Annotated in this window: 16 protein-coding genes; 7 read left to right on the plus strand and 9 right to left on the minus strand. The window is 72.4% G+C overall.

The annotated features are described in order from the left end of the window. The first annotated feature begins 40 nt into the window (after window positions 1-40). The 4 genes from ftsZ to recN all read left to right on the plus strand — a co-directional run bounded on the left by ftsZ (window position 41) and on the right by recN (window position 5,808). Entirely contained in the window at window positions 41-1,717 is a 1,677-nt protein-coding gene (ftsZ, locus tag RUR49_RS05490; RefSeq protein WP_409145366.1) for a cell division protein FtsZ, read from the plus strand. Window positions 1,718-2,013: 296 nt separating this feature from the next. Beyond that, window positions 2,014-2,976, plus strand: a complete 963-nt coding sequence (lpxC, locus tag RUR49_RS05495; RefSeq protein WP_409145367.1) for a UDP-3-O-acyl-N-acetylglucosamine deacetylase — start codon at window positions 2,014-2,016, stop codon at window positions 2,974-2,976. 239 nt (window positions 2,977-3,215) lie between these two features. After that, window positions 3,216-4,103 carry an outer membrane protein assembly factor BamD gene (locus RUR49_RS05500; protein ID WP_409145368.1) on the plus strand — a complete coding sequence of 296 codons (888 nt, stop codon included), beginning with the start codon at window positions 3,216-3,218 and terminating at the stop codon, window positions 4,101-4,103. Window positions 4,104-4,140: 37 nt separating this feature from the next. Beyond that, a complete protein-coding gene (gene recN, locus RUR49_RS05505) occupies window positions 4,141-5,808 on the plus strand; it encodes a DNA repair protein RecN (protein ID WP_409145369.1) in 1,668 nt (555 codons plus the stop codon). A gap of 245 nt (window positions 5,809-6,053) precedes the next feature. Here recN and RUR49_RS05510 read toward each other — a convergent pair whose 3' ends face one another. The 8 genes from RUR49_RS05510 to RUR49_RS05545 form a co-directional block, all read right to left on the minus strand. Continuing rightward, window positions 6,054-6,524: a cupin domain-containing protein gene (locus RUR49_RS05510; RefSeq protein WP_409145370.1), complete on the minus strand. Its 471-nt coding sequence runs from the start codon at window positions 6,522-6,524 to the stop codon at window positions 6,054-6,056. A gap of 540 nt (window positions 6,525-7,064) precedes the next feature. Beyond that, a complete protein-coding gene (locus RUR49_RS05515; RefSeq protein ID WP_409145371.1) occupies window positions 7,065-7,478 on the minus strand; it encodes a hypothetical protein in 414 nt (137 codons plus the stop codon). A gap of 97 nt (window positions 7,479-7,575) precedes the next feature. Then, window positions 7,576-8,598 (minus strand): asparaginase, encoded by a 1,023-nt coding sequence (locus tag RUR49_RS05520; RefSeq protein ID WP_409145372.1) that lies wholly within the window; start codon window positions 8,596-8,598, stop codon window positions 7,576-7,578. Between the two features lie 257 nt (window positions 8,599-8,855). Continuing rightward, a complete protein-coding gene (locus RUR49_RS05525; RefSeq protein ID WP_409145373.1) occupies window positions 8,856-9,629 on the minus strand; it encodes an SDR family NAD(P)-dependent oxidoreductase in 774 nt (257 codons plus the stop codon). A gap of 138 nt (window positions 9,630-9,767) precedes the next feature. Further along, complete coding sequence (gene pbpC / locus RUR49_RS05530) at window positions 9,768-11,933, minus strand: penicillin-binding protein 1C (RefSeq protein WP_409145374.1); 2,166 nt, start codon at window positions 11,931-11,933, stop codon at window positions 9,768-9,770. Between the two features lie 22 nt (window positions 11,934-11,955). Further along, a complete protein-coding gene (locus RUR49_RS05535; RefSeq protein WP_409145375.1) occupies window positions 11,956-17,454 on the minus strand; it encodes an alpha-2-macroglobulin family protein in 5,499 nt (1,832 codons plus the stop codon). Between the two features lie 121 nt (window positions 17,455-17,575). Further along, on the minus strand, window positions 17,576-18,802 hold the full coding sequence (locus RUR49_RS05540) for an FAD-dependent monooxygenase (RefSeq protein WP_409145376.1): 1,227 nt from the start codon (window positions 18,800-18,802) through the stop codon (window positions 17,576-17,578). Between the two features lie 25 nt (window positions 18,803-18,827). Further along, on the minus strand, window positions 18,828-19,073 hold the full coding sequence (locus RUR49_RS05545; protein ID WP_409145377.1) for a zinc-finger domain-containing protein: 246 nt from the start codon (window positions 19,071-19,073) through the stop codon (window positions 18,828-18,830). 295 nt (window positions 19,074-19,368) lie between these two features. On the opposite strand from RUR49_RS05545, the gene RUR49_RS05550 reads away from it, so the two are divergent. The 3 genes from RUR49_RS05550 (at window position 19,369) to RUR49_RS05560 (ending at window position 22,125) form a co-directional block, all read left to right on the plus strand. Then, window positions 19,369-20,241, plus strand: a complete 873-nt coding sequence (locus RUR49_RS05550; RefSeq protein ID WP_409145378.1) for a Hint domain-containing protein — start codon at window positions 19,369-19,371, stop codon at window positions 20,239-20,241. A gap of 100 nt (window positions 20,242-20,341) precedes the next feature. Further along, window positions 20,342-21,247 carry a Hint domain-containing protein gene (locus RUR49_RS05555; RefSeq protein ID WP_409145379.1) on the plus strand — a complete coding sequence of 302 codons (906 nt, stop codon included), beginning with the start codon at window positions 20,342-20,344 and terminating at the stop codon, window positions 21,245-21,247. Window positions 21,248-21,372: 125 nt separating this feature from the next. Further along, on the plus strand, window positions 21,373-22,125 hold the full coding sequence (locus RUR49_RS05560) for an alpha/beta fold hydrolase (RefSeq protein WP_409145380.1): 753 nt from the start codon (window positions 21,373-21,375) through the stop codon (window positions 22,123-22,125). A 37-nt stretch (window positions 22,126-22,162) separates the two neighbouring features. Here the strand turns inward: RUR49_RS05560 and RUR49_RS05565 are convergent, their stop codons facing one another. After that, window positions 22,163-23,845 (minus strand): methyl-accepting chemotaxis protein, encoded by a 1,683-nt coding sequence (locus tag RUR49_RS05565; protein WP_409145381.1) that lies wholly within the window; start codon window positions 23,843-23,845, stop codon window positions 22,163-22,165. Between the last annotated feature and the right edge of the window lie 180 nt (window positions 23,846-24,025).

Raw genomic sequence — 24,025 nt, forward strand, 5'->3', positions numbered from 1 at the left:
GCGGTCAAGAGCGGGCACGCCATCACGCGACGAGGCAACCATGACGATCAACCTGAAGATGCCCGACATCACCGAGCTCAAGCCCCGCATCACCGTCTTCGGTGTCGGCGGTGCCGGCGGTAACGCCGTCAACAACATGATCCAGGCGGGGTTGCAGGGCTGCGACTTCGTCTGCGCCAACACCGACGCGCAGGCGCTGAGCCTCGCCAAGGCCGAGCGCATCATCCAGATGGGCATCGCCGTCACCGAGGGTCTCGGCGCCGGTTCCCAGCCCGAGGTCGGCCGCGCCGCCGCCGAGGAGGTGATCGACGAGATCAACGACCACCTCGCCGGCTCGCACATGGTGTTCATCACCGCCGGCATGGGCGGTGGCACCGGCACGGGTGCTGCCCCGGTCATCGCACGGGCGGCCCGTGAGATGGGTATACTGACTGTCGGCGTGGTGACGAAGCCCTTCCAGTTCGAGGGCCAGCGCCGCATGAGGATCGCCGAGGCCGGAATAGAGGACCTTCAGAAGAGCGTCGACACGCTCATCGTCATCCCGAACCAGAACCTGTTCCGGGTGGCGAACGAGAAGACGACCTTCGCCGATGCCTTCGCGATGGCCGACCAGGTGCTCTACTCGGGCGTCGCCTGCATCACCGACCTGATGGTCAAGGAAGGCCTGATCAACCTCGACTTCGCCGACGTCCGCTCGATCATGCGCGGCATGGGCAAGGCGATGATGGGCACCGGCGAGGCCTCCGGCGACAAGCGCGCCAGCCAGGCGGCGGAAGCGGCGATCTCCAACCCGCTGCTCGACGAGACCTCGATGAAGGGCGCCCGCGGCCTTCTCATCTCGATCACCGGCGGCAAGGACCTGACGCTGTTCGAGCTCGACGAGGCGGCCACCCGCATCCGCGAGGAGGTCGACCCGGACGCCAACATCATCCTCGGTGCCACCTTCGACGACGGCCTCGAGGGCATCATCCGCGTCTCCGTCGTCGCCACCGGCATCGACAAGGAGATGCGCGAGGACGTCACGCCGACCGAGGCGCGGCTCGCCGAGCTCACCAACCGCCTGCGCACCGTCACCGGCGGCAAGGCGAACGCCCCGGCGGTCGCCGCCGCGCGGGTCGCGACGGTGGAGGCCCGTGCCGCCGCTGCGCTGGAGGCCGATCTTGCGCCCGTCGCCATCGCGGCGGTCGAGCCGATGATGGGCGACTATCACCACGCGCCGGCGCACCTCGACGCGGCGATCGACGCCCACGGCGAGGAAGTCCACTACGAGGACGAAGAGCCGGAGGTCGAGCCCTATGTGCCGCCGGTGGCGGAGCGTCCGGCCGGCGTGTCGCCGCGCATGCCGCGCCTCGAGGATTTCCCGGCCCACACGCAGGGAGCGATTCGCGGCGCCGAGCGCGAGGAGGCGCACGAGGAGGACAAGCGTCCGATGAGCCTTCTTCGGCGCATCGCGAGCGGCCTGTCGCGCCACGCCGATCACGATGACGAGCCGCCGGTCCGCGCTCCCGTCGCCCCGCCGGCGGCCCCGCGCCGGGCTCCGGTCGCGGAAGCCGCCCCGGTCGAGCCGGTCCGTCGGGCCCCCCCGCGCGCCCCGCAGGCCGATCCCTACCAGCGCGCCCGCGCCCCGGAGCAGGAGCCGCAGCGCCAGGCTCCGCGCGGACATCACGACGATGACCAGCTGGAGATCCCGGCCTTCCTGCGCCGCCAGGCGAACTGACACGGAACCGGCCGCCGGCGCCCCCGCGGGGGCGTGCGGCACCTCCTTCACGGCGCCCGCCGATCCATCGGCCGGGCGCCGTGTTCGTTAAGGGATTCAAAAGGGTGGTTGTTGTTACAAACGGTAAGGAAGCGTGATTTTGCTGGGTCGGCCGCTCTGGCTAGGTTCCGCCTACGAGATCGCCGCGCCCCCTGCGAGGGGCGGGTGCCGAACCGAGGCGATCCGGGGTCGAGCGTATTTCGACCGAGTGGCGTAAGGGCGGGTCGCACTTCGGCGGCGACCGGAAGGGACGGACGATGGCGCGGGCTGGGCACGCTCTTCAGAAGACTCTCGCCGACAGCGTCTGCCTTTCGGGCATCGGCGTCCACAGCGGCGAGCCCGCCACCGTCGTCCTCTACCCCGCCGAGCCTAACACCGGCATCGTCTTCATCCGGTCCGATCTGGAAGACGGTCACGCCGGCATCTCCGCCACCTTCCGCGCCGTCACCGCCACCGAGCTCTGCACCGTCGTCGCGGACCGCTCCGGCGCCTCGGTCTCCACCGTCGAGCACCTGATGGCGGCGCTCGCGGCCTACGGCATCGACAACGCCGTGATCGAGGTCGACGGCCCCGAAATGCCGATCATGGACGGCAGCGCCGCCGCCTTCGTCGAGGCGTTCGAGCAGGTCGGCACCGTGACGCAGTCGTCCGGCCGCCGTGTCCTGCGCGTGCTGAAGCCGGTGCGGGTCGACTCGGGCGATGCCTTCGGCGAGCTCGAGCCCTGGCCGACCGCCCGCTTCGAAGTGACGATCGCCTTCGACACCGACCTCATCGGCACGCAGTCGATCGAGTTCGAGCTCTCCCCCGGCCTGTTCCGCCGCGAGCTGTCGCGGGCCCGCACCTTCGGCCGCATCAGCGACGTCGAGCGGCTGTGGGCGATGGGCTTCGCCAAGGGCTCCTCGCTCGACAACTCCATCGCCATCGCCGGTGACCGCGTCCTCAATCCCGACGGCACCCGCTGGGAAGACGAGTTCGTCCGCCACAAGGCGCTCGACGCCGTCGGCGACATCGCGCTCGCCGGCTATCCGATCCAGGGCCTCTACCGCTCCTACAAGGGCGGCCACCGCATCAACGTCGCGGTGCTGAAGGCGCTGTTCGCCGACCCCTCGGCCTACGAGATCGTCGAGCTCGACACCCGCCGCGAGACGGTGCGCGAGGTTGGTCACGCCGAGCTCGGAGCGGCGGTCGCCGCCGCCGCCTACGGCCCCGAGCGCTCCTGAGCGCCGGAGCGACGACGCTCCCGCCGACCGCCCCCCAGCGCGACGAATTCGCCGTCGCTTCCGGGACGTCGGCCGCGGCCGCGCCATAGTTTCGCTCCAAACTCCCGCGCATCACAGCGACCGTCGACAGCCTCGCTCCACATCCGTGGCGTCTGTTCGCTGATTCGGTGTATGCGGAACGTCGCGCAGCCGCACCACGCCCCGGTCTGCCGCTGCGTTAGTCGAGCCTGGAGGGACGCTTGCCGGAGCCCATTTTCTCGAAGCGGACCGCGTTCTCCACGCGGGTCGCCAACTCGAGGCGGACCGTCTGGCGCCGCTCCGGCGTGCTTGCCGCCGTCGTCGCCTGCGGGCTCGCGCTCGCCGCCTGCGCCGACAAGGAAGACGACCTGTTCCTCGACGATACGCCGGCCGACCAGCTCTACAACGAGGGCCTCGCCTACATGCAGCGCGGCGACCTCCGCGAGGCGACGCGCACCTTCGAGAAGCTCGACCAGCTGCACCCCTATTCCGAGTACTCCCGCAAGGCGATGGTGATGACCGCCTATGTCGAGTACTCGCGCGGCAACTACACCGAGGCGATCAACTCCTCCCGCCGCTTCCTGACGCTGTTCCCGGGCAGCCCCGACGCCGCCTACGCGCTCTTCATCATCGGCCAGTCCTACTATCATCAGGTCCCGGACGTGACGCGCGACCAGGAGATGGCCGCCAAGGCGATGGGCGCCTACGAGGAGGTCGTCCGGCGCTATCCGGACTCCGAGTACGCCGACGAGTCGCGCAAGCAGGTCCTCGCCATGAAGGACCAGCTCGCCGGGAAGGAGATGGAGGTCGGCCGCTTCTATCTCTACAAGAAGGACTACATCGCCGCGATCAGCCGCTTCCGCATCGTCATCGTCGACTACCAGACGACGCGGCACGTGGAGGAGGCCTTGGCGCGCGTCGCCGAGGCCTATTACGCCATGGGCGTCGTCAAGGAGGCGCAGACCGCCGCCGCCGTGCTCGGCCACAACTTCCCGGACAGCCCCTGGTACAAGAGCACCTACACGCTCCTGCAGACCGGCGGCTATGGCCCGGAGAACGACAGCGGCAGCTGGATCAGCAAGGCCTTCGCCAACATCCGGCTGATCTGACGCCGGGGGCGCGGTCCGCGAGACGCGGGGTCGGTTGATGCTGGTCGAGCTGGCGATCCGCGACATCGTGCTGATCGACCGCCTGGAGGTCGGCTTCGGGGCGGGCCTCACCGTGCTGACCGGCGAGACCGGCGCCGGCAAGTCGATCCTGCTCGACGCCCTCTCCCTTGCTCTCGGCGGCCGCGGCGACGCCGGCCTCGTCCGCCACGGCGCCGCCCAGGGCCAGGTCTCGGCCGTCTTCGATCCCGCGCCCGACCATCCCGCCCGCGCCCTCATCGCCGAGACCGGCGCGGACGCCGGCGGCGAGCTCATCCTGCGCCGCGTCCAGAGCGCCGACGGCCGCACCCGCGGCTTCGTCAACGACGAACCGGCGAGCGCCGGGCTGATGCAGAAGCTCGGTGCGCTGCTGGTCGAGATCCACGGCCAGCACGACGCCCGCGCCCTCGTCGATCCCGGCGTCCACCGCGCTTTGCTCGATGCCTTCGGCGGCCACCGTCCCGCCGTCGCCGCCGTCGCGGAGGCGTGGAAGGCGCGGCGCGAGGCGGAGACGGCGCTCGAGCGCCACGTCGCCCGCGTCGCCGCCGCCGCCCGCGAGGGCGATTTCCTGCGCGCCAGCCTCGAGGAGCTCGACGCCCTCGCGCCCGAAGTGGGCGAGGAGGCATCGCTCGCCGAGACGCGCGCGGCGATGATGCGGGTGGAGAAGGTCGCCGGCGATCTCGGCGACGCCTTCGAGGAGCTGAACGGCTCCGGCTCGCCGGTGCCCGGCGTGGCGAGCCTGATGCGTCGGCTCGAGCGCAAGCGCGCCGAGGCACCGGAACTCGTCACGGCGCCAGTCGACGCCCTCGGCCGTGCCCTCGACGCCCTCGAAGAGGCGCGCTTCGGCCTCGAGCAGGCGCTCGCCGCCACCGCCTTCGACCCGAAGGTGCTGGAGCGCACCGAGGAGCGGCTGTTCGCGCTGCGCGCCGCCGCCCGCAAGCACCACGTGCCGGTGGACGAACTCGCGGCCCTGCGCGCCCGCATGACCGCCGACCTCGCCGACATCGATGCCGGCGAGGAGCGCACGGCGGCCCTGGAGCGCGCCGTCGAGGCGGCCCGCTCCACCTACGCGGCGGCAGCCGAAACGCTCACCACGGCCCGCCGGAAGGCCGCCGCGGCGCTTGCCGAGGCGGTGGAGAGGGAATTGCCGGCCCTCAAGCTCGAGCGCGCCCGCTTCGAGGCGGTGGTGACGACCGATCCGGGCCAGCCTGGGCCTTCCGGCATCGACGCCGTCGAGTTCCACGTCCAGACCAATCCGGGCACCCGCGCCGGTCCGCTGGCGAAGATCGCCTCGGGCGGCGAGCTGTCGCGCTTCCTCTTGGCGCTGAAGGTGGCGCTCGCCGACCGCGGCTCGGCGCCGACCCTGATCTTCGACGAGATCGACACCGGCGTCGGCGGTGCCGTCGCCGAGGCGATCGGCTTGCGGCTCGCCCGGCTGTCGGAGCGCGTGCAGGTGCTCGCCGTGACGCACGCCCCGCAGGTGGCGGCGCGGGCGGCAGGTCATCTCCTCATCGCCAAGCAGGCCGTCGGCGCCGATGCGGTCGCGACCCGCGTCGACCCGCTCGCCGGCGGCGACCGCCGCGAGGAGATCGCCCGCATGCTGGCCGGTGCCGTCATCACCGACGAAGCGCGGGCGGCGGCGGACCGGCTGATGGCGGGAGTGGGGTAGGGCGATCCCCGCGAGGGAAGGGTGGGCCGCCCGGCGAGAATCAGGCCAGAACCCCACCATCGTCATCCCGGACAAGGGAGCGCGGCCGACCGCCGATCAGGGACGTGAGCGTCAGACCTCGCGCTGCAGGCGGGGCGCGAGCGTCGCGCGTCCCGCGCGACCAGGCTCTCCTGACCCCCGGATCAGGCGCTCGGCTCCGCCTCGCTGGTCCGGGGTGACGCCGAGGATTGGGGAGCGGTCCGCACCTACCCGTAGGGGCTTTCCGCCGGCCTCCCCGCGCCGTCCGTCCAGATGTCGTCCGGCAGTGACCGGTCGCGGTGGCAGACGCGGTCGTGGTCGGGGTAGGTGATGACGTCGACCGCCGACCGCGTGCCGACCACGAGCAGCCGCGCCGGCGCGGCGCCGCGGTTGTCGAGGCAGTGCCCGACCGCCACGCCCGCCCTGAACGTCGCCGCATCGCCGGCCGACAGCAGCGTCTCGGCATCGCCCTCGACCAGCGTGATCGTGCCCTCCAGCACGAACACCATCTCGTCCTCGCCGCTGTGCCAGTGCTTGATCGACGTCTTCGAGCCAGGCGGCACGCTCTGGATCATCGCCCCGAACTGCGTCAGCCCGCCGGCCTCGCTGATCCACTCCTCCCGCATCGGCCCGCACGGCCCACCCGCCGGCACCTCCTCGACGATTCGTCGCTCGGGCGTGATGGCGGGCATGTGCATCTCTCCTCTCGTCGATCTCCGGCGCCGCACCGCCGTCGGTTGCCGCCGCCGGCGGCCCTCCCCCGGTCCGCTCCGCGGCCCGACCCTCCCACAGGGGGAGGGTGGGTGCACGCCGCCGCCGCATCCACCCCCTCCCCACCCGTGGGGGAGGTGGCCGGCGAAGCCGGCCGGAGGGGGCCGCCGCGCGCAAGCGCGGCGGTGCGGCGTCGGAGACTGCCGAGCCGCTGCGCCGCCGCCGGCTGGCGCCGCCGGCGGCCCTCCCCGGTCCGCTCCGCGGCCCGACCCTCCCACGAGGGGAGGGTGGGCGCACGACTTCGGCGTCGCGTGTTCGAGGCGCGCTGGAAGCCGCTCGAAGCGCAGTACTGTTCTCAGCTCATCACGATCGACGGGCACAACGGCGGCCGCCTCCACCCCCTCCCCACCCGTGGGGGAGGTGGCCGGCGAAGCCGGCCGGAGGGGGCCGCCGCGCGCAAGCGCGGCGGTGCGGCGTCTCAGGCCGGACGCGGCCCGAGCAACCCCCATATCATTCCCGACCGACCTTCACGTGCGGGGCCGCTCCGAGTTTTCTGAACTCTCCGTCCTTGATTTCACCGGTCTGGGGAACACGCGACAGCCCCTTGCAACCATAGCGAGCCCGAAGACGAGCCAAGGTACGACGATCCACTCCGTGTCGGGCGTTGGATACCAGGCTGGCGGTGGCGGGTTGTTCAAGCTTCCGTTTCCGAATCCGGAAAGAATCACCAAGGCGGCAAAGAATGAAATCTGGCTCCTGACCTGCCACCGACCTTGGAATGGGTACGCTCCCACTTCGCCCCAGACGAACAGGATGCCGAGGCCGACGACGCAGACGACAGGGCCGAGCTCGCCGAACATCTTCAGCCTGAAGAGAAAGATGAAGCAGAGGACGAGCGCGACGAGGAAGACGAGAAACGGGATCTTGCGGGCGAAAGTCATCGCTCATCCCTGCCATACGGATCGCCGGTCCTTACACGCCGGCTTGTGGGGAGTGCAACCAGAAAGGGCGTGACCGGGCGCTGCTCGACGGTATTGCCTACACCCCCAACCCCGCCAGCGTCTCCGCCGCCACGCGCACCTCGCCGGCCTGCTTCTCCCGCCGCGTCCGGATCGCCCGCTTCGCCCACGTGTCGAGGAAGGTCCGCTCCTCGTCGTCCTTTGCCACGAAGCGCTGCAGCACGGCGGCCATCAGGGCTTCCGACGCGCGCGTGCCGCCGTCGTCGACCTTCAGCGCCACGCCGAGGCCGCGCTCGGGGAGGATGGCGCAGAAGACGCCTTCCGCCCCTGTCTTCACGTAGGCGCGCTCGCCGAACCGCCCCATCACCTCGGTGCAGAAGCGCCCGGTGCCGGCCACCATGAACGGCTCGGCCGCCGCCGCCTGCCGGAGCCGCCACGCCGCCGTGGCGCGCGCCGGCGCGAGCCCCGTGCCGGTGCCCATGCGGGCGAAGCCGCGGGCGACGCGGGAAAGCGGGATGGCGTAGGTCGGGATCGAGCAGCCGTCGATGCCGCGCACCGACGCGTCGAGCGGCGTCTCCGTCATCGCCGACAGGGCCGCGGTGATCTCGCGCTGCACCGGGTGGTCGGGCTCGACGTAGCCGGCGGGGTCGACGCCCATCGTGCAGGCGAGGCAGAGGAAGCCGGCGTGCTTGCCGGAACAGTTGTTGTGGAGCGCCGTCGGGCGGGCGTTGGCGCGGATGAGCGTCGCCATGTCGTCCATGCGGTCCGGCCACTGGGTGCCGCACTCGAGCGCGTCGGGCGAGAGCCCGGCCTTCGTCAGCATGGCGCGGGCGGTGTCGACGTGGGCCGGCTCGCCATTGTGCGAGGCGCCGGCGATCGAGAGTTCCGACACCGTCAGCCCGAGCGCATCGGCCGCCCCGGATTCGATGAGCGGCAGCGCCTGCATCAGCTTCACCGCCGAGCGCGCGAACACCGGCCGCTCGACGTCGCCCATCGCCACCACCGCCGCCCCGTCGGCATCGACGACCGCGAGAATGCCGCGGTGGCGGCTCTCCACCACCGGCCCGCGCGTCACCTCGACGACGGCTTCCCTCATCGACATGCTGTTCCCCGTGTTCTGTCCGGCGACCCTTATAGCCGACCCCTGAGGCGGCGGCCCGCTCGCGATGCTATCCCCACCCACTGAGTCATTCCCGGCCTTGTGCCGGGAACCCATCTTCGCGCCACGCACCTCGGCTGCATGGGTTCCCGGCACAAGGCCGGGAAAGACTCCTGAGAGGCAGTGCGCAGAGCGGTGGCGGGTCGAGGGAGCGACACTCCGCGTGAGCAGAAGCGCCCATGCCCGCCCGCCCGCCCCCCTCACCGCAGCGGCCCGGTCGACAGCACCGCCGCCGTCAGCCCGCCGTCGACCGGCAGGATCGTGCCGGTGACGAATCCGGCCTCTTCCGAGAGCAGGAAGGCGATCACCGCGGCCGCCTCCTCCGGCAGGCCGTAGCGGCGCTGCGGCACGGCGGCGAGCCAGCGGGTGCGGGTGGCGGCATCGTGACGGCGCTGGATCTGCGGCGTCTCGACGGCGGCGAGCGCCACGGCGTTCACCCGGATCGCCATCGGCGCGAGTTCGACGGCGAGCGTGCGGGTGAGCGCCGCAAGCCCGCCGCCGGCAGCCGACAGCACGGCGCCGCCCGGCAGCCCGCGCAGCGCCGCCGCCGGCACGACGTTGACGATCGCGCCGCCCTCCGCCATGCGCCCCGCCGCCGCCTGCGCCACCACGAAGGCGGCGACGAGCCCGTCCTCCAAGGCCTTGCGCAGCATCGACACGTCGGTCGCCTCGAAGGCGAGTTCGGGTCCGGCGGCCACCGCGTTGACGAGCCCCGCCGGCGCGCCCCATTCGGCCACCACCCGGTCGATCGCCCGCTCGACGACGACGTCGTCGGTCAGGTCTGCCGGCTCGCCCATCAGCCGCTCGCCGGCATCCGCCGCCATCGCGTCGACCGCCGCGTCGACGGCGTCCTCGTCGGCGTCGAGCACGGCGACCCGCCAGCCGTCGTCGAGCAGGCGCCGCACCGTGGCGAGCCCGATCCCCGTCGCCCCGCCGGCGACGATCGCCACGCGGCCATTGCGGCCATGGTCCATGGGTCAATCCTCCGTCGGGGCGACGGTCGGTGAATCGGACGGGAAGGGCAAGGGAGGATCGGCAGTAGGCAGTCGGCAGTCGGCAGTCGGCAGTGGGCAGTGGGCAGTGGGCAGTGGGCAGTGGGGCGGGCGGGGTGCCTACTCCACGAACACCGTCACGCTGTCCGCCGCCCCGGTCGGGTCGATCACCGTCAGCCTCACGAAGCCGCGCTGCGGCACGGCGAGCGATCCGGCGCGGCGGTGGGCGGGGATCGGCACCGGCTTGCCGTCGACGAGCAGGCTGACGGCCGCGCCCGCCCCCTCGATCCGCCAGGCGAGCGGTTGGCGGGTGCCGCCGGAATCCAGCGAGACGCGGGCGCCGTCGGGCGGGTAGGCGAAGCGCAGGCGCGAGGCGCCGGTGTTGGCCTCGCCCGCCGCGCCGTCGCCGCCGAGGCGGACGAGGGTAGGCGGCAGCGTGCCGGTGGTGGCGATCAGCGCCCCGCCCGGGGCCCGCGGCAGCGGCGCGCGGCGGGGCGAGACGCGGGCGAAGGCGTCGAACAGCAGCGGGGCGGCGGCGGTGCGGGCCACGAGCCCCGGCACGGCGGCGCCGTCCGGCCGGCCGACCCAGACGCCGACGACGTGGCGGCCGTCGAAGCCGATCGCCCAGGCGTCGCGGTAGCCGTAGGAGGTGCCGGTCTTGAAGGCGATGCGGTGGCGGGCGGCGTTGGCCGGTGGCGGCGTGCCAGCGAGGATGTCCGCGACATACCAGGCGGCGACCGGGTCGATCAGCCGCCGCGCCGGCTCCTTCGGCGCATCCGCCACCTCGAACGGCACCGGCGCGACGCCGCCGCCGACGAAGGCGGCATAGAGCGCGGTGAGGTCGACGAGGCGGATGCCGACGCCGCCGAGGCCGATCGCCAGCGTCGGCGCCTCCGGCCGCGGCAGGGCGAGCTCGACCCCGACATCGGCGAGGCGCACCGCGAGCCGCGTCGGCCCGACGGCCTCGAGCAGCTTCACCGCCGGCACGTTGAGGGACTGGCGCAGCGCTTCCCGCGCGGTCACCGTGCCCATGAAGCTCTGGTCGAAGTTCTTCGGCGCATAGGCGCCGAAGGCGCTGGGGCGGTCCTCGATCAGCGTCTCCGGGTGGGCGATGCCGGCCTCGAAGGCGAGCGCGTAGATGAACGGCTTCAGCGTCGAGCCGGGCGAGCGCACCGCCAGGCTCATGTCGACGTGGCCGTTGCGGGCGTCGTCGAGGAGCTCCGGCGAGCCGACGCGGGCGGCGATCGCGCCGGTCTCCGCGTCCATGACGACGATCGCCGCCGACAGCTTCTGGCCGAGCGCCGCCGTGCGCTCGCGGGCGAGCGCCTCGAGCGAGGCCTGCAGGTCGCGGTCGATGGTGAGGCGGAGGATGCGCTCGTCGGGCCGCGCCTCCGCCGCCGAGCGCGACGCGTGGGCGGCCAGCCGCGGGAAGGCGAGGCGGGCGGTCGGCACGCCCTCGCGCTTGCCGGCGGCGGCCTCGTCCTCGGTCAGCACACCAAGTCCGACCATGCGGTCGAGCACGCGGTCGCGCGCCTTGCGGGCGGCTTCCGGGTGGCGGTCCGGTCGCCGCCACTCGGGCGACTGCGGCAGCGCCACGAGCAGGGCCGCCTGGCCGATCGTCAGCCGGTCCGGCTCGCGGCCGAAATAGGCGAGCGAGGCGGCGCGCACGCCCTCGAGATTGCCGCCATAGGGGGCGAGCGCGAGATAGAGCGAGAGGATCTCGTCCTTCGACAGCCGCCGCTCGAGCTGCAGGGCGCGGGCACTCTCCATCAGCTTGCGGGACAGCGTGCGCTCCGGCCGGCCCTCGACGAGGCGGGCGGTCTGCATCGTCAGGGTCGAGGCGCCGGAGACGATGCGGCCGTAGGCCACCGCCTGCAGGGCGGCGCGGCCGGTGGCGAGCGGGTCGACGCCGGCGTGCTCGTGGAAGCGCCGGTCCTCGTAGGCGACCAGCATCCTGAGGTAGCGCGGATCGACCGAGGCGACGTCGGCCGGCAGCCGCCAGCGGCCGTCGGCGGTGGTGTAGGCGGTGAGGAGCCGGCCGGCGTGGTCGACGACGATGGTCGAGGCCGGCGCGGCGGGCACCGTGCGCGGCGGGTAGGCGCGGTCGAGGGCGAGGAGTGCCACCGCGCCGCCGCCGGCGACGAGCGCCAGCGACACCACGGCCGCCCCCGTCCAGGCAAGGAGGCGGCCGAGCCGCCTGCGGCGGCTGCCGTGATCCCTGATCACGGTCGCCGTCGCTTCGGGGGCCGCGACCGCGTCGTCGCCGCCGTCGTGATCACGGATCACGGTCGTCTCCGTCTCGTGCCGCCTACTGCGACGGCGACACGGTGAGCGTGCCCGGCGCCGTGCGGGCGTAGATGCCGGGGCGGTACATGTCCTCGGCGCTGGCGCCCGGATGGGCGAAGGAGCCCGGCGACACCGCCCGCACCATGTAGGCGACCGTCAGGCCGACGGTGGCGTCGGTGCCGGGCTCGTAGGCCGCGACGAAGCGGTCGTCGCGGAACTCGGTGTGGGCCGGCTGGTTGTCCTGCGACAGCCAGGGGAACGCCACCAGGTCGCCGCTCGTCATCAGCGCCGGGTTCTCGATCTCGAAGCCCGCCGGCAGCATGTCGACGACGAGGAGCCGCGCCTGGCTCTGCTCCAGTGCCGTCAGCGTCAGGACGACGACGAAGCGGTCGTTCTGACCCACCTGGGCGACATCCACCTCCTCGCCGTCGAGGCCGAAATACTGGCGCTGCAGCGTCAGCCCATTCGAGCCTTCCGGCTGCGGCGTCAGCGGCGTGCCCTCGGTGGTGATCGCCACCAGCGTCGTGGCGTCGCCGCGGTTCACCACCTCGAGCGGCGCCTGTTCGAGCGTCGCGCCGGTCATCGCCCGGTAGAGCGCGCCGGCGTGCGGCAGGCCGTCGACCTCCAACGCGAGGCCGGAGGAGCGCTGGTCGGTGAGCGCGTTGGCCGCCACCACCATCCACGCCGCCTCCTGGGTGGAGGGGCCGGTGTCGCCGGAGATGTCGTTCTCGATGATGTTGAGGACGGCCGGGATCGCCTGCCGGTCGAGGCCGGATTCGGCGATCAGCGCCGCGGTGGCGGCGGCGTCGCGCAGGCCGGTGCCGAAGTCGGTGCGCGACATCGCGATGCCGTCCTCGCCGCCGAGCGAGCGCGTCGCGACGGCAAACGTCGCCGCGGCGCGCGCCTGGTCGCCGTAGAAGGCGAGGCCGGCGGCGATCTGCGCCTGGGCGAAGCCGGAGCCGAAGTCGCCGATGCGGTCGTCGGCGAAGTAGCGCAGGTCCGCGATCGAGGCGCGGCCGTTGCGCGCCAGCACATAGAGCGCATAGGCGACGTCGAGACCCTCGCCGGCCTGGAAGTTCGAGGCGTAGGAGAGGTCGTTCTGCATGCGGTCGAGGGCCTGGGTGAGCACCTGGTCTGGCACCGGGTAGCCCTGCGCCTTCGCCCGCGTCAGGAAGTCGGTGACGTAGGCGGTGAGCCAGAGGTCGCCGCCCTCCGGCCCCCAGAGGCCGAACGAGCCGCTGGAGGACTGGAACTGCAGGAGCCTGTCGATGGCGCCCTGCACGCGCTCCTTCACCTCGGCGTCCGAGCCGAGGCCGACGGAAGCCGCCACCGTCTCGAGATAGAGCAGCGGCAGCGCCTTCGACGTCGTCTGCTCGGCGCAGCCATAGGGGTAGCGCGACAGCATGCCGACGAGGCCGGGCACGTCGATTCCGGCGGTGTCGGCGACCGTCACCGAGACCTTCGCGGTGCGGGTGTCGAAGCCGTCGAGCACCTCCGGGCCGATCGAGATGTCGGCGCCCGCCGTCAGGGGATCGAGGCTGCGGACGCTCATCGGCGCCGCCGCCGGCCGCACGCCGAGGCGCAGCGTCTGGGCGAACGTCTCGCCGTCGGGAGCGGTGAGCGCGATCTCCAGCGTGTCGGAGCCGACGTCGTTGGCGGTCAGCGGCACCTCCAGCGCAGCGTTGCCGCCGGCCGGCAGGGGCACGGTGTCATCGGCGTCGCCGACGCCGACGAAGCCCTCGCTCGACACCGCGAGCTTGTAGTCGCCGGCGGCCCCCGAGACGTTGGCGAAGTCGAGATAGAGCCGGCTCTGGTCGCCCGGCGCGAGGAAGCGCGGCGCGGTGGCGGTGACCACCACCGGGTCGCGGACGATGACGTCCGCCGAGGCATTGCCGACCTTGCCGGCCGCCCACGCCACCGCCATCACCTTGACGGTGCCGTTGAAGGCGGGGATCTCGAACGTCGCCTCGGCCTTGCCGTCCGGGCCGACCTTCAGGATCCCGGAGAACTTCGCGACGATCTCCTGCGCCGGCGGGGCGGATTCGCCCATGCCGCCGCCGCCGTCGCCGCCGGTGCGCAACTGGCCGCGCGTCGCCGACAGGCTGTCGATCAGGGAGCCGTAGAGGTCGCGGATCTCCGCCGAGAGCCGGCGCTGGCCGAGATAGTGCTCGGCCGCATCCGGCGGCTCGTAGCCGGTGAGGTTGAGGATGCCGACGTCGACCGCCGCCACGGTGACGAACGCCTCGTCGCCGGGGGCGAGGCCGGCGAGCGTCAGCGGCACGGTCAGCGGACCGCGCGGGCGCACTTCCGTCGGGGCGTCGAGGGTGACGGTGAGCGTGCGCTCCTCGCGACCGACGCCGAGCCAGGAAAGGCCGAGGGCGCGGGTCGGCATGCGGCCGGCGGCGACGTCCATCGGCCGGTAAAGAGTGGCCGTGACGTAGGCGCCGGGCGACCAGTCGTCGCCGACGGTGAGCGGCACGGTGAGGCCTTCGGCGGGCACCTCGACGGACTTCATCTCGACGAGGCCGTCGCCGACCACCGCGATCAGCGCGATGCCGGGGAACTGCGGGGTGAGGCGCAGGTTGGCGGTGTCGCCGGGGGCGTAGCCGGGCTTGTCGAGCGAGAGCTCCAGGAGGTCCGGCGTCTCGGCGGTGGCGCCGACGGTCGACCAGCCGGCGGCGAAGTCGACGCTGGTGGCGGCCTGCGGCTCGGCCTCGGCGATCACCTCGAGGCGGTAGCTGCCCCAGTCGGCCGGTGCGGACACGCGGGCGGCCTCGCCGGGGGAAAGCTCCAGCGTGCCCCCGCCGACGCGACTCGTCGAGGCGATCGTCTCGAACGACCAGCGGCCGTCGCGGTTGTACCACTGGTAGCGCCGCTCGACCTTGAGGAGCTCCCACTTGACGCCATTGAGCGACGTGCGGGCGCCGGCGGGATCGATCGCGACGATCTCGAAGGTGGCGGTCTCGCCCTGGCCGACACGGTCGTCGGCGAACAGCGGCTTGACGCCGATGCGGGTGCCCGTGGGCGTCACCGGCAGCGTCAGCGAGCGCTCGACGGCGCGGCCGCCGGCCTCGCGGACCCGCAGGAGGATCTGGGCCGACAGCGGCTTCGTCGTCGGCTCGAGCTCGGGCAGGCGCACCGTCACCTCGGCCTTGCCGTCGGCACCGGTGCGCGGCAGCTCCAGCAGCGGCCGGCGCAGCGGCGTCGCCGGGTCGTCGAAGAGGCCGAAGCGGTAGCCGGCATAGCCCTCGACCTCGGCGGTCGGGCTGATGACGATGTCGCCCTCGAGCGCGAGGTCGGCGGCCGGGGCGCCGTAGAGGAACTGAGCATCGACGGCGAGCACGGCCGGATCGTTCGGTCCGATCGCTGGCGCGTCGGTCGAGAAGGCGAGCTCGATGCGCTCGGGCACGAAGTCCTCGACGAGGAAGGTGGTGCCGCCGATCGGCGCCGCCTTCGGGTCGGCATAGGCGTCGAGGCGCCAGGTGCCGGACATCGCCGAGGAGACGAGATCGACCGGCAGCGTGCGGCCACCGAGACCGCCGTCGGCGGTGGTGGCGCGGGCATACTCGACGCCGTCCGGGCGCGACACCACCAGCGTCAGCGGCAGCGAGGCGACGGCATCGGCACGGGCGTTGCGCAGCAGCGCGGTGGCGTAAACGGTCTCGCCGGCCCGGTAGACGCCGCGCTCGGTGTAAACGAAGGCGTCGAGCGGGCCCGGCGCGGTGCGGCCGTCGACGCCGCGATCGGCGAGGTCGAAGCTCGCGGCGGTGAGGTCGAGGAAGGCGTAGTCGCCGTCGCCCATCGCGGCGGTGAGGATGGTCGGCGTCATGCCGCCACGCCCGGCGGCGAGGCCGGCGGGGAAGACAACGTGGCCGGCCGCGTCGGTCGTGGCGGTGCCGAGGATTTCGTCGTTGCGGGCGACGAGGCGCACCTCGGCTCCCGCGACGGGCTTGGCGGTCGCGAGGGAGCGGACGAAGGCGTGGACGCCATCGGTGCCGGAGAAGCTCGCGAGGCCGAGATCGGAGACGATGAACCACTGCGTCGCGCGGGTGTTGCCGGACCAGCTCGGCTCCTCCTCCGGCCGGGCTGCGAGCACGTAGACGCCGGGCTCCAGCGTCTTCACGGCCTCGTCGACGGGGAAGGCGGTGGTGACCTCCTGGTTCAGCACCCGCTCGACCGGCATCGTGCCGGACCAGACGAGAGCGCCGTTCGAGCTCGCGAGCTGGTCGACCTCGTAGGGCTGCAGCTGGCGGCGGAAGCTGCCGTCGGCCACCGAGCGGGCGAGCGCCCGGTCGCCGACGCGCAAAAGGTCGAGGACCACGTCGGCAGTGTTGACGCTGACCACCGGCACGCCGGTGGCACCGGTGCGCGGCAGCACGTAGGCGGCTGACGGGAAGCGGACGGACGGCTTGCGGTCGCGGACATAGACCGTGTAGCTCGCCGGGTTTTCCAGCCGCTCCTCGACCGTCGACGGCACGCCGGCGCGCACGGTGACCTCGTAGCGCTCGCCGTGCGTCAGGCCGTCGACGCAGAGTTCGTTGCCGTTGGCGGTGACCACCGGCGAACGCTGGCCGAGCACCGTCACGTACTTGGAGAAGTCGGTACGGTCCTTGGCGAGCGGCTCGGAGAACTGCACGCATAGGCGCGGCGCGGCGGCGTCGGAATCGACCGAGTAGTCGAGGATGCGGAAGCCGTGCTCGGCGCGCGCCTGCTCGTAGAGGGAGCGCACTTCCGGATCGTCGACGATCGCGAGGCTCGCCTTCAGGCTCTCGATCGCCGGCCGCCAGGTCTCCCGGCGTTCGAGCGACCGGCCGAGCAGGGCCAGGGATTCCGCCTGCTCTCCCGGTGTCGAGGCGAGCGTCAGGGCGAGGTAGGAGGCCGACAGCGCCGCCTGTTCGATGGCGTAGTTGGTGCTCCAGTCGTTGTCGGTGCGGGAGACGAGGCGATAGGCCGTCGCCAGCCATTCCGTCGCCCCACCGCCGGCAAGGCCCGCGGTCTCGGCGTAGTTGAGCGGGTCGAGGGTGCGGTTCAGCCGCGCGGCGGCGGCGACGCGGGCGCGGAAGCGCGAGGCCTCGGTGATGACGTCGGAGGGCAGGAAGGAGAGGTCCGGCAGCGGCAGCGGCGTCGCCGCGGGACGCGCGGCGGCGGCGACGCGGATGCGGCCGGAGGCGGCACCCGAGAACGTCTTCGGGGCGCCGACGTCCGACTTCAGGAAGCACCAGCCGGCCTTCAGGTTGTAGGTGTAGGCGCGGCAGACGCCGTCGGCGATGCAGGCGTTGGCGCAGTCGTCGAGGCTGACGCCGCGGAGGATGTCGTAGTCGAAGCCGGGGAGATCGGTGGCGTCGAGCCGCTCGATCGAGCGTGATCCTCCGGCCTGCTGCGCCGCCGCCGGCGGAGCGGCCACCACCACGGCGGCGAGGCCGGCAAGGCCCAGCATCGCGGCGCGCAGGAACGGCGCGGCCCGCAGGACGGGCGCCGCGCGAAGGGCGGCCACGGAGCGGAAACGATCGGCGAACGGCATGTCGGACTCCCCACGCAATGGCGGCGAGGATAGCACCGATCGCCCCCTCACCGGGAGGGCGGGCCGACCGAAATCGCTTCACGTTCCGATGTTTGGCCGCCACCGAAAGGCCGCGATGCGGTCACCGTGCCGCCGCGGGCCGCCAGCCGTAGAGCCAGTCGAAGCCGGCGAGCAGCAGCCCCGGCGGGGCGAGCGACAGGGCCGTGTCGCGCGCCGCGGCGGCGACGCCCGAGAGGTGGTAGATGTCGCCGTTGCGGGCCGCCCCCGCCCAAACCTGCCGCACCCGCTCGCGCCGTGCCCGCCCGTAGGCCGCGAGCGCCGCCTCGGTCTCGTCGGCGCGCGCGTCGGCCAGATGGTCGGCGAGCACCACGGCGTCCTCGATCGCCATCGCGGCCCCCTGTGCCAGGAACGGCACCATGGCGTGGGCGGCGTCGCCGATCAGCACCGTCCGGCCGTGCCACCAGAGGCCGGCGGGATCGACGGTGGAGAGCGGCCAGCGCCGCCAGTCCTCGCCGGCGGCGAGCAGCGCCCGCACCGCCGGTGGAAAGCCCGCGAAACGGGCGAGCACCGCTTCCGCGGCGGCGGCGTGGTTCCACTCGCCGCCGTTGCCGTTCGTCCCGTTGCCGTTCGGACCCTCGTCGGCGGTCGCCTCGGCGACGGCGACGAGGTTGAGGCGGGCGCCGCCGTGCATCGGGTAGTGGACGAGGTGGGCGCGCGGCGACAGCCAGATCCAGGCGTCCTCCGACAGCCGCACGCCACCGATCGCCGCGGCCGCCTCGACGGGTGCCGTGGCGCGGAAGGCGACCTTGCCGGTCGGCACCGCCGACGTGCCGCCGATCGCCGCCCGCACCGCCGAGCCGACACCATCGGCGCCGACGAGGGCGCGGGCGACGATCTCGCCCGCGGGCGTCGCCACGCGCACGCCGCCGGGCTCTTCATCGAGGGCGGTGACGGGGCAGGAGAGGGTGAGGCGGATGTTGGGATCGGCCGCGGCGGCGGCGAGCAGCACGGCCTGCAGGTCGGCCCGGGCGACCAGCCAGTAGGGCGCGCCATGGCGCCGTGCGGCGCCGTCGCCGAGCGGCACGCGGGCGATCGGCTGGCCGCGGGCGACCGAGGCGATGCGCACCGCCTCCGGTGCTACCGCGACGGCCGAGACGGCCTCGCGCAGCCCGAGGCGGTCGAGGGCGTGGACGGCGTTGGGGGAAAGCTGCAGGCCGGCGCCGATCTCGGCCAGCCGGGCGGCCCGCTCGATGACCTCGACGGCGATGCCGCGGCGCGCCAGCGCGATCGCGGTCGCGAGCCCGGCGATGCCGGCGCCGGCGACGACGACCGGCGCCGTCCCGCTCACGGCAGCGTCCGCGGCGCGGCCCGTGTCACGCGGCGAGCGGCTCCCACAGGCAGCCGGCCGGCTCCGAGCGGCGCGCGCCGAGCGAGGGGTCGTAGCGGTAGAGCGTCGAGCAGTACGGACAGACCTTCTCGTCCTCGTCGCCCATGTCGAGGAACTCGTGCGGGTGGTCGAACGGCGGCGTCGCGCCGATGCACAGGAAGCGCTTCGAGCCGACGCGGATCACCTCGGCGCCGATGTCGTTCTGGAAGTGGGGAACGACGGTGTCTGACATGGGGCGGGTCCCGGGACTGCTGATGATTGCGGAGGACCATAGCGGGGCGCGCGGGGCGAGGCCAGAGACGGGGCCGGCGCCACGCTGTCGCGTTGGCGGGCGCACCGGCTGCCGGACGCCTGATCGGTTGTTCGGCCGGCCGCGGCCGACGAGCCGTCCGCTTGCGGTGCGGGTCGCAGAGCCGTCCGGCCGTTTCTGACCGATGAGATGATCTGAACATCTTCCGAATACTGTTCGAAGTGCCGTGCTCGATGTGCGTTGCGTGCAAGTGTCTTTCCAGCACGAGGTGCAGCCGATGGCAATTTACACTGCGACGTTCCGCTTCGAAATCTTCCTGAAGGGCCCGGACACCTACAGTGTCGGGTTCGGCCCCTTTGCCCTGAGCGGGTCGGTCAGCGGGGGATCCTCGGACTCCTTCGCATTCAACGATCCCGTGAGCGTCATCATCGATTCGACGACGACGACGCAGACGTTCGTGGGGAGTTTCGACGGTGGCATCGTCGTGTTGGACGCGGTCGGCAAGTACACCTTCCTGTTCAACACCTCGACGCTTCAGACGAACGACGCCTTCGTCGTCAGCACGGACCCCTTTACCGTCTGCTTCCTCGCCGGGACCCGCATCGCCACCCCGGGCGGGGAGAGCGCGATCGAGGACCTGACCATCGGCGATCTGGTCGTCACGTCCGACGGCCGCACCGCGCCGGTGCGCTGGATCGGTGTGCAGTCGGTGGTGACGGTGTTCGCCGACCGGTTGCGCACGGTCCCCGTCCGCATCATGGCCGGTGCGCTCGGCGACGGGCTGCCGGCCCGCGACCTGTTCATCTCGCCCGACCACGCGCTGATGCTCGACGGCGTGTTGGTGCAGGCCGGCGCGCTCGTCGACGACACGACGATTTCCCGCATGACGAACGTGCCGGAGCGCTTCACCTACTACCATGTCGAGCTCGAAGATCATGCGTTGATCCTGGCCGAGGGCGTGCCGGCGGAGACCTTCGTCGACAACGTCACGCGGCGGCGCTTCGACAACTTCGCGCAGTACGAGGCCTTCTACGGGAAGGCGGACGCGACGATCACCGAGATGGACGTGCCGCGTGTGAAGTCCGCCCGTCAGCTGCCCGCGGCGCTGCGGGACCGGCTGGTGGCCAGGCGAAGGGGCGTCGCCGCGTGAGATGGTCGATCGGCGCACGGCGCCGCGAGCCGACGCTCTCTCCGGCAGTCGGATTCGATCGCAAGGGCACCGTTCCCGAACGACAAGGGAGGGTCGACCGATGGCAGTTTATGAAGCGTTGTATGCCTACGAGGTCATCGTCAGTGACGGGATCATGCAAATCGACTTCGCGCGCTTCGGCGGCGAGATTACGTACATCCTGGACGACTCTGACGGCAGCAGTCATTCCTTCGAGATCAATGAATCCCTTCTTGTCGATTCCGACAGTCTGTATCGGTTTATTGCATACACGGTGTATGGCCCCATTACCGTCATCGAAGGTGACGGTGGCTCGCCATTCACGGCCGTGCTGTGGACAAACAACGGAACACTCAACGAAGGCGATCTCGCCCCGTACTTCGAGACTGCCTTCACCGTCTGCTTTCTCGCCGGGACCAGCGTTGCAACACCGGCGGGCGCGTGTCCGGTCGAGACGCTGGCGATCGGCGACCTCGTGCTGACGGCGGACGGCCGGGCGGCACCGGTGCGGTGGGTAGGGAGGCAAAGCGTCGTGAGGATGTTCGCCGACCCGCTGCGCACCTTCCCGGTCCGCATCACGGCCGGGGCGCTGGGGGAGGGCCTGCCGGTGCGCGATCTGCTCGTCTCGCAGGATCATGCGCTGATGCTCGATGGCGTGCTGGTGCAGGCGGGCGCGCTCGTCAACGGCGCCTCGATCCGTCGCGAGACGGCGATGCCCGAGCGCTTCACCTACTACCACGTCGAGCTCGACGACCATGCGCTGATCCTCGCCGAGGGAGTGCCGGCGGAGACCTTCGTCGACAACGTCACGCGGCGGCGATTCGACAATTTTGCGGAGTACGCGGCTCTCTACGGGGAGACGGCCGCGCCCCTCATCGAGATGGACGCGCCCCGCGTGAAATCCGCCCGCCAACTGCCGAAGGCGCTGAGCGCGCGGTTCGCCGCGCAATCGGCGCTGGTCGAGGGCGGCGCGGCATCCGCGGCCTAGCGGATACTGGAGCCGGCGGGCCGGCGCGTCGCCCGCGGTCGGGCTGGAATGCAGGGTGCTCGGCTTGATCGCGGGGAGGCGGCGGCTATGGTGCCGGCGACCTTCTCGCTGCCAGCCGAGTGCCCATGCCAGAATTCGATTCCGCCGGCGTGCCGATCGCCTTCCTCGACGAAGGGGAGGGCGAGCCGATCCTGCTCATCCACGGCTTCGCCTCCAACCGGGAGGTGAACTGGGTCGGGCCCGGCTGGGTGGAGACGCTGACGCAGGCCGGCCGGCGCGTCATCGCACTCGACAATCGCGGCCACGGCGAGAGCGGCAAGCCGCGCGATCCGGCGGCCTATTTCGCCCCCGTCATGGCGGAAGACGCGGGCCGGCTGCTCGACCATCTCGGCCTCGAGCGGGCCGACGTCATGGGCTACTCGATGGGCGCCCGGATCACCGCGTTCCTGGCGCTCGCCCACCCGGGGCGGGTGCGCAGCGTGATCTTCGGCGGGCTCGGTCTCGGGCTCGTCGACGGCACCGGGCCGTGGGAGCCGATCGTCGCGGCGCTGGAGGCGCCGTCGCTGGAAGGAATCCAGCACCAGACGGGCCGGATGTTCCGCCGCTTCGCCGAGCAGACCGGTGGTGATCTCGAGGCGCTTGCGGCCTGCATGCGCTCGTCGCGCCAGACGCTGTCGCCGGAGGAGGTCGGCCGCATCGACGTGCCGGCGCTGGTCGCCGTCGGCAGCCGCGACGCCATCGCCGGCTCGGCGGAGGAACTTGCGGCGCTGCTGCCGCAGGGCAGGGCGCTCGTCATCCCGAACCGTGACCACATGCTCGCCGTCGGCGACAAGGTCTACAAGGCGGGCGTGCTGGAGTTCCTCGCCGCGCGGCCGTGAGCGCCGGCAGGAGCGCAGGAAGAACGGGCAGCCGTCCTCACATCATGTAGGCCGTCCGGAAGCCGCCCCAGTGGCGGCCGGCGACGTGGATCGGCACGTCGACCTCCCGCATCATCACCACCCGGTCGCCGAGGTCGCGGGCATAGGCCTGGACGAGGTGCGGACGCGTGTTGCGGGCGGCCAGCAGCCCGGCGCGATCGTCGAAGATGCGGCGGTTGCGGCAGTTGGCGATGTTCCAGGTGCGGTCGCCCGGGCGCTGCGGCTGCGAGTAGCGGGCGTTGTGGACCGGCAGATAGCCGTTGATGTCGACCGCGCAGGCGAAGGAGAGCTTGGGGTCCTCGGTGAGAACCGGCTCCTGCAGGGCCGGCAGGACGGCGTCGAGGATGGAGAGGGCCCGGGTTTCGTACTGCTGCGGGTCCGTTCCGGCGATCGCCCGGTATTCGGTGTCGAAGAGGTCGGCGATCGCGACACGCCCGGACGCGACCGCCCCCTCGAGCGCCTCCTCCACCCGCCCGGCGACCCGTGTCGCGCGCTCGAGCAGCGGCCGGTTCGCCTCCGCCACTTCGGCGACCTTGGAGGCGACCGGCGGTGCGTTCTCGTGTTCGAAGGCGAGGTGGCAGCCGAGCGGGCTGATACCGACGATGCGGCAGCGGAAGGAGCCGAGGCCGGAGAGCTCGAGTTGCGCGTACAACCCCTCGGTGGCGCCCTCGACGGGTGCGACGAGGGCCCCGCCGAGCGACAGGTCGATCGTCTTCGTCGGCTTCGCGACACTGCCGATGAGGAGCCGGCCGAAGATCTCCACCGGCCAGCGGTCGTGGCGGCGGCGGTCGCCCATCGGCGTCTGGCGCAGCACGGTGACGAGGCGCCGCGTCATGTCGTCGAGGCCGTCACTCATCGCCGCTGTGGTCTGCGCGATGGCGGCGCAGGTCTCGGAGGCGCGGCCGGCGGCATCGCGGATCGAGCCGGCGCGGCCGGCGACGTCGTCGGCGAAGCGTTCCGCCTCGCCGGCCGTTCGGCGGAGGTCGGCGATGGTATCGACCTGCGAACCAACCGCCGCGGCGACGGCGGAGGCGACGGGACGGATTTCGCCGATGATGCCGATGACGCGCTCGACGGCACCGGTGCTGTCGCCAGTGACCGCGTGCAGGCGCTCGATGCGCCCGGCGATCGCCGTGGTGGCTGACTGGGTGCGTGCGGCGAGCGCCTTCACCTCGGAGGCGACGACGGCGAAGCCGCTTCCGGCGTTGCCCGCCCGCGCTGCCTCGATCGAGGCGTTGAGGGCGAGGAGATTGGTCTGGCGGGCGATGCCGGCGATGAGGGCGATGGTGGTCTCGATCTCGCCGATGGCGGTGCGCAACTCGCCGATGGCGCCGGTTGCCTCGGCCGCGGCACCCTCGGCCGCACTGACGAGCCGGTCGGAGGATTGCGCCTTGCGGCCGATCTCGAGGTTGGCCTCGGCGACCTCGTCGAGGGCGGCGGCGAGGCGATTGGCCCCGTCGTGCGCCTGCACCGTCTCGGCGGCAAGGTGTTCGCTGTCGGCCCGGATGACGCCGATCTGTGCGATGCCGGCGGCGGCGACCGCCTCGACCTCGCGGGCGGCCCCCGTCAGCCGTGTGCGGACACGCCGGACATCGGATTCGAGGTTGGCGATCAGTTCCGCCGTCGATGCGGCATTGAGGGTCGCCGGCGTTGCCGGGGCGACCTCGGGCTGCGCCGTCACGACACTCTCGGCCGACGCTGCGCGTCGGCCATTCGATGTCAGGAACCCCATCGCTCTCCACCTTCGACGGATGAGGGCCGCGGCGGACGCGACCGACCTTCCGACTACCGGCGTGAGCTTGCTCGTGGGTTGCGTTGGCGGCCCCGCGACGGGCGTGGCCACGATGGAGACTGGAAACGT

The organism is Pseudoxanthobacter sp. M-2 (genome assembly GCF_046156265.1).
Lineage (GTDB): Bacteria > Pseudomonadota > Alphaproteobacteria > Rhizobiales > Segnochrobactraceae > CAMDHY01.

Coding starts and splice junctions, on each gene's coding strand:
- RUR49_RS05560 (WP_409145380.1), top strand. CDS start 21,373: ATGCCAGAATTCGATTCCGCCGGCGTGCCGATCGCCTTCCTCGACGAA.
- RUR49_RS05515 (WP_409145371.1), bottom strand. CDS start 7,478: ATGACTTTCGCCCGCAAGATCCCGTTTCTCGTCTTCCTCGTCGCGCTC.
- RUR49_RS05510 (WP_409145370.1), bottom strand. CDS start 6,524: ATGCACATGCCCGCCATCACGCCCGAGCGACGAATCGTCGAGGAGGTG.
- RUR49_RS05525 (WP_409145373.1), bottom strand. CDS start 9,629: ATGGACCATGGCCGCAATGGCCGCGTGGCGATCGTCGCCGGCGGGGCG.
- recN (WP_409145369.1), top strand. CDS start 4,141: ATGCTGGTCGAGCTGGCGATCCGCGACATCGTGCTGATCGACCGCCTG.
- RUR49_RS05545 (WP_409145377.1), bottom strand. CDS start 19,073: ATGTCAGACACCGTCGTTCCCCACTTCCAGAACGACATCGGCGCCGAG.
- RUR49_RS05520 (WP_409145372.1), bottom strand. CDS start 8,598: ATGTCGATGAGGGAAGCCGTCGTCGAGGTGACGCGCGGGCCGGTGGTG.
- ftsZ (WP_409145366.1), top strand. CDS start 41: ATGACGATCAACCTGAAGATGCCCGACATCACCGAGCTCAAGCCCCGC.
- RUR49_RS05550 (WP_409145378.1), top strand. CDS start 19,369: ATGGCAATTTACACTGCGACGTTCCGCTTCGAAATCTTCCTGAAGGGC.
- lpxC (WP_409145367.1), top strand. CDS start 2,014: ATGGCGCGGGCTGGGCACGCTCTTCAGAAGACTCTCGCCGACAGCGTC.
- RUR49_RS05555 (WP_409145379.1), top strand. CDS start 20,342: ATGGCAGTTTATGAAGCGTTGTATGCCTACGAGGTCATCGTCAGTGAC.
- RUR49_RS05535 (WP_409145375.1), bottom strand. CDS start 17,454: ATGCCGTTCGCCGATCGTTTCCGCTCCGTGGCCGCCCTTCGCGCGGCG.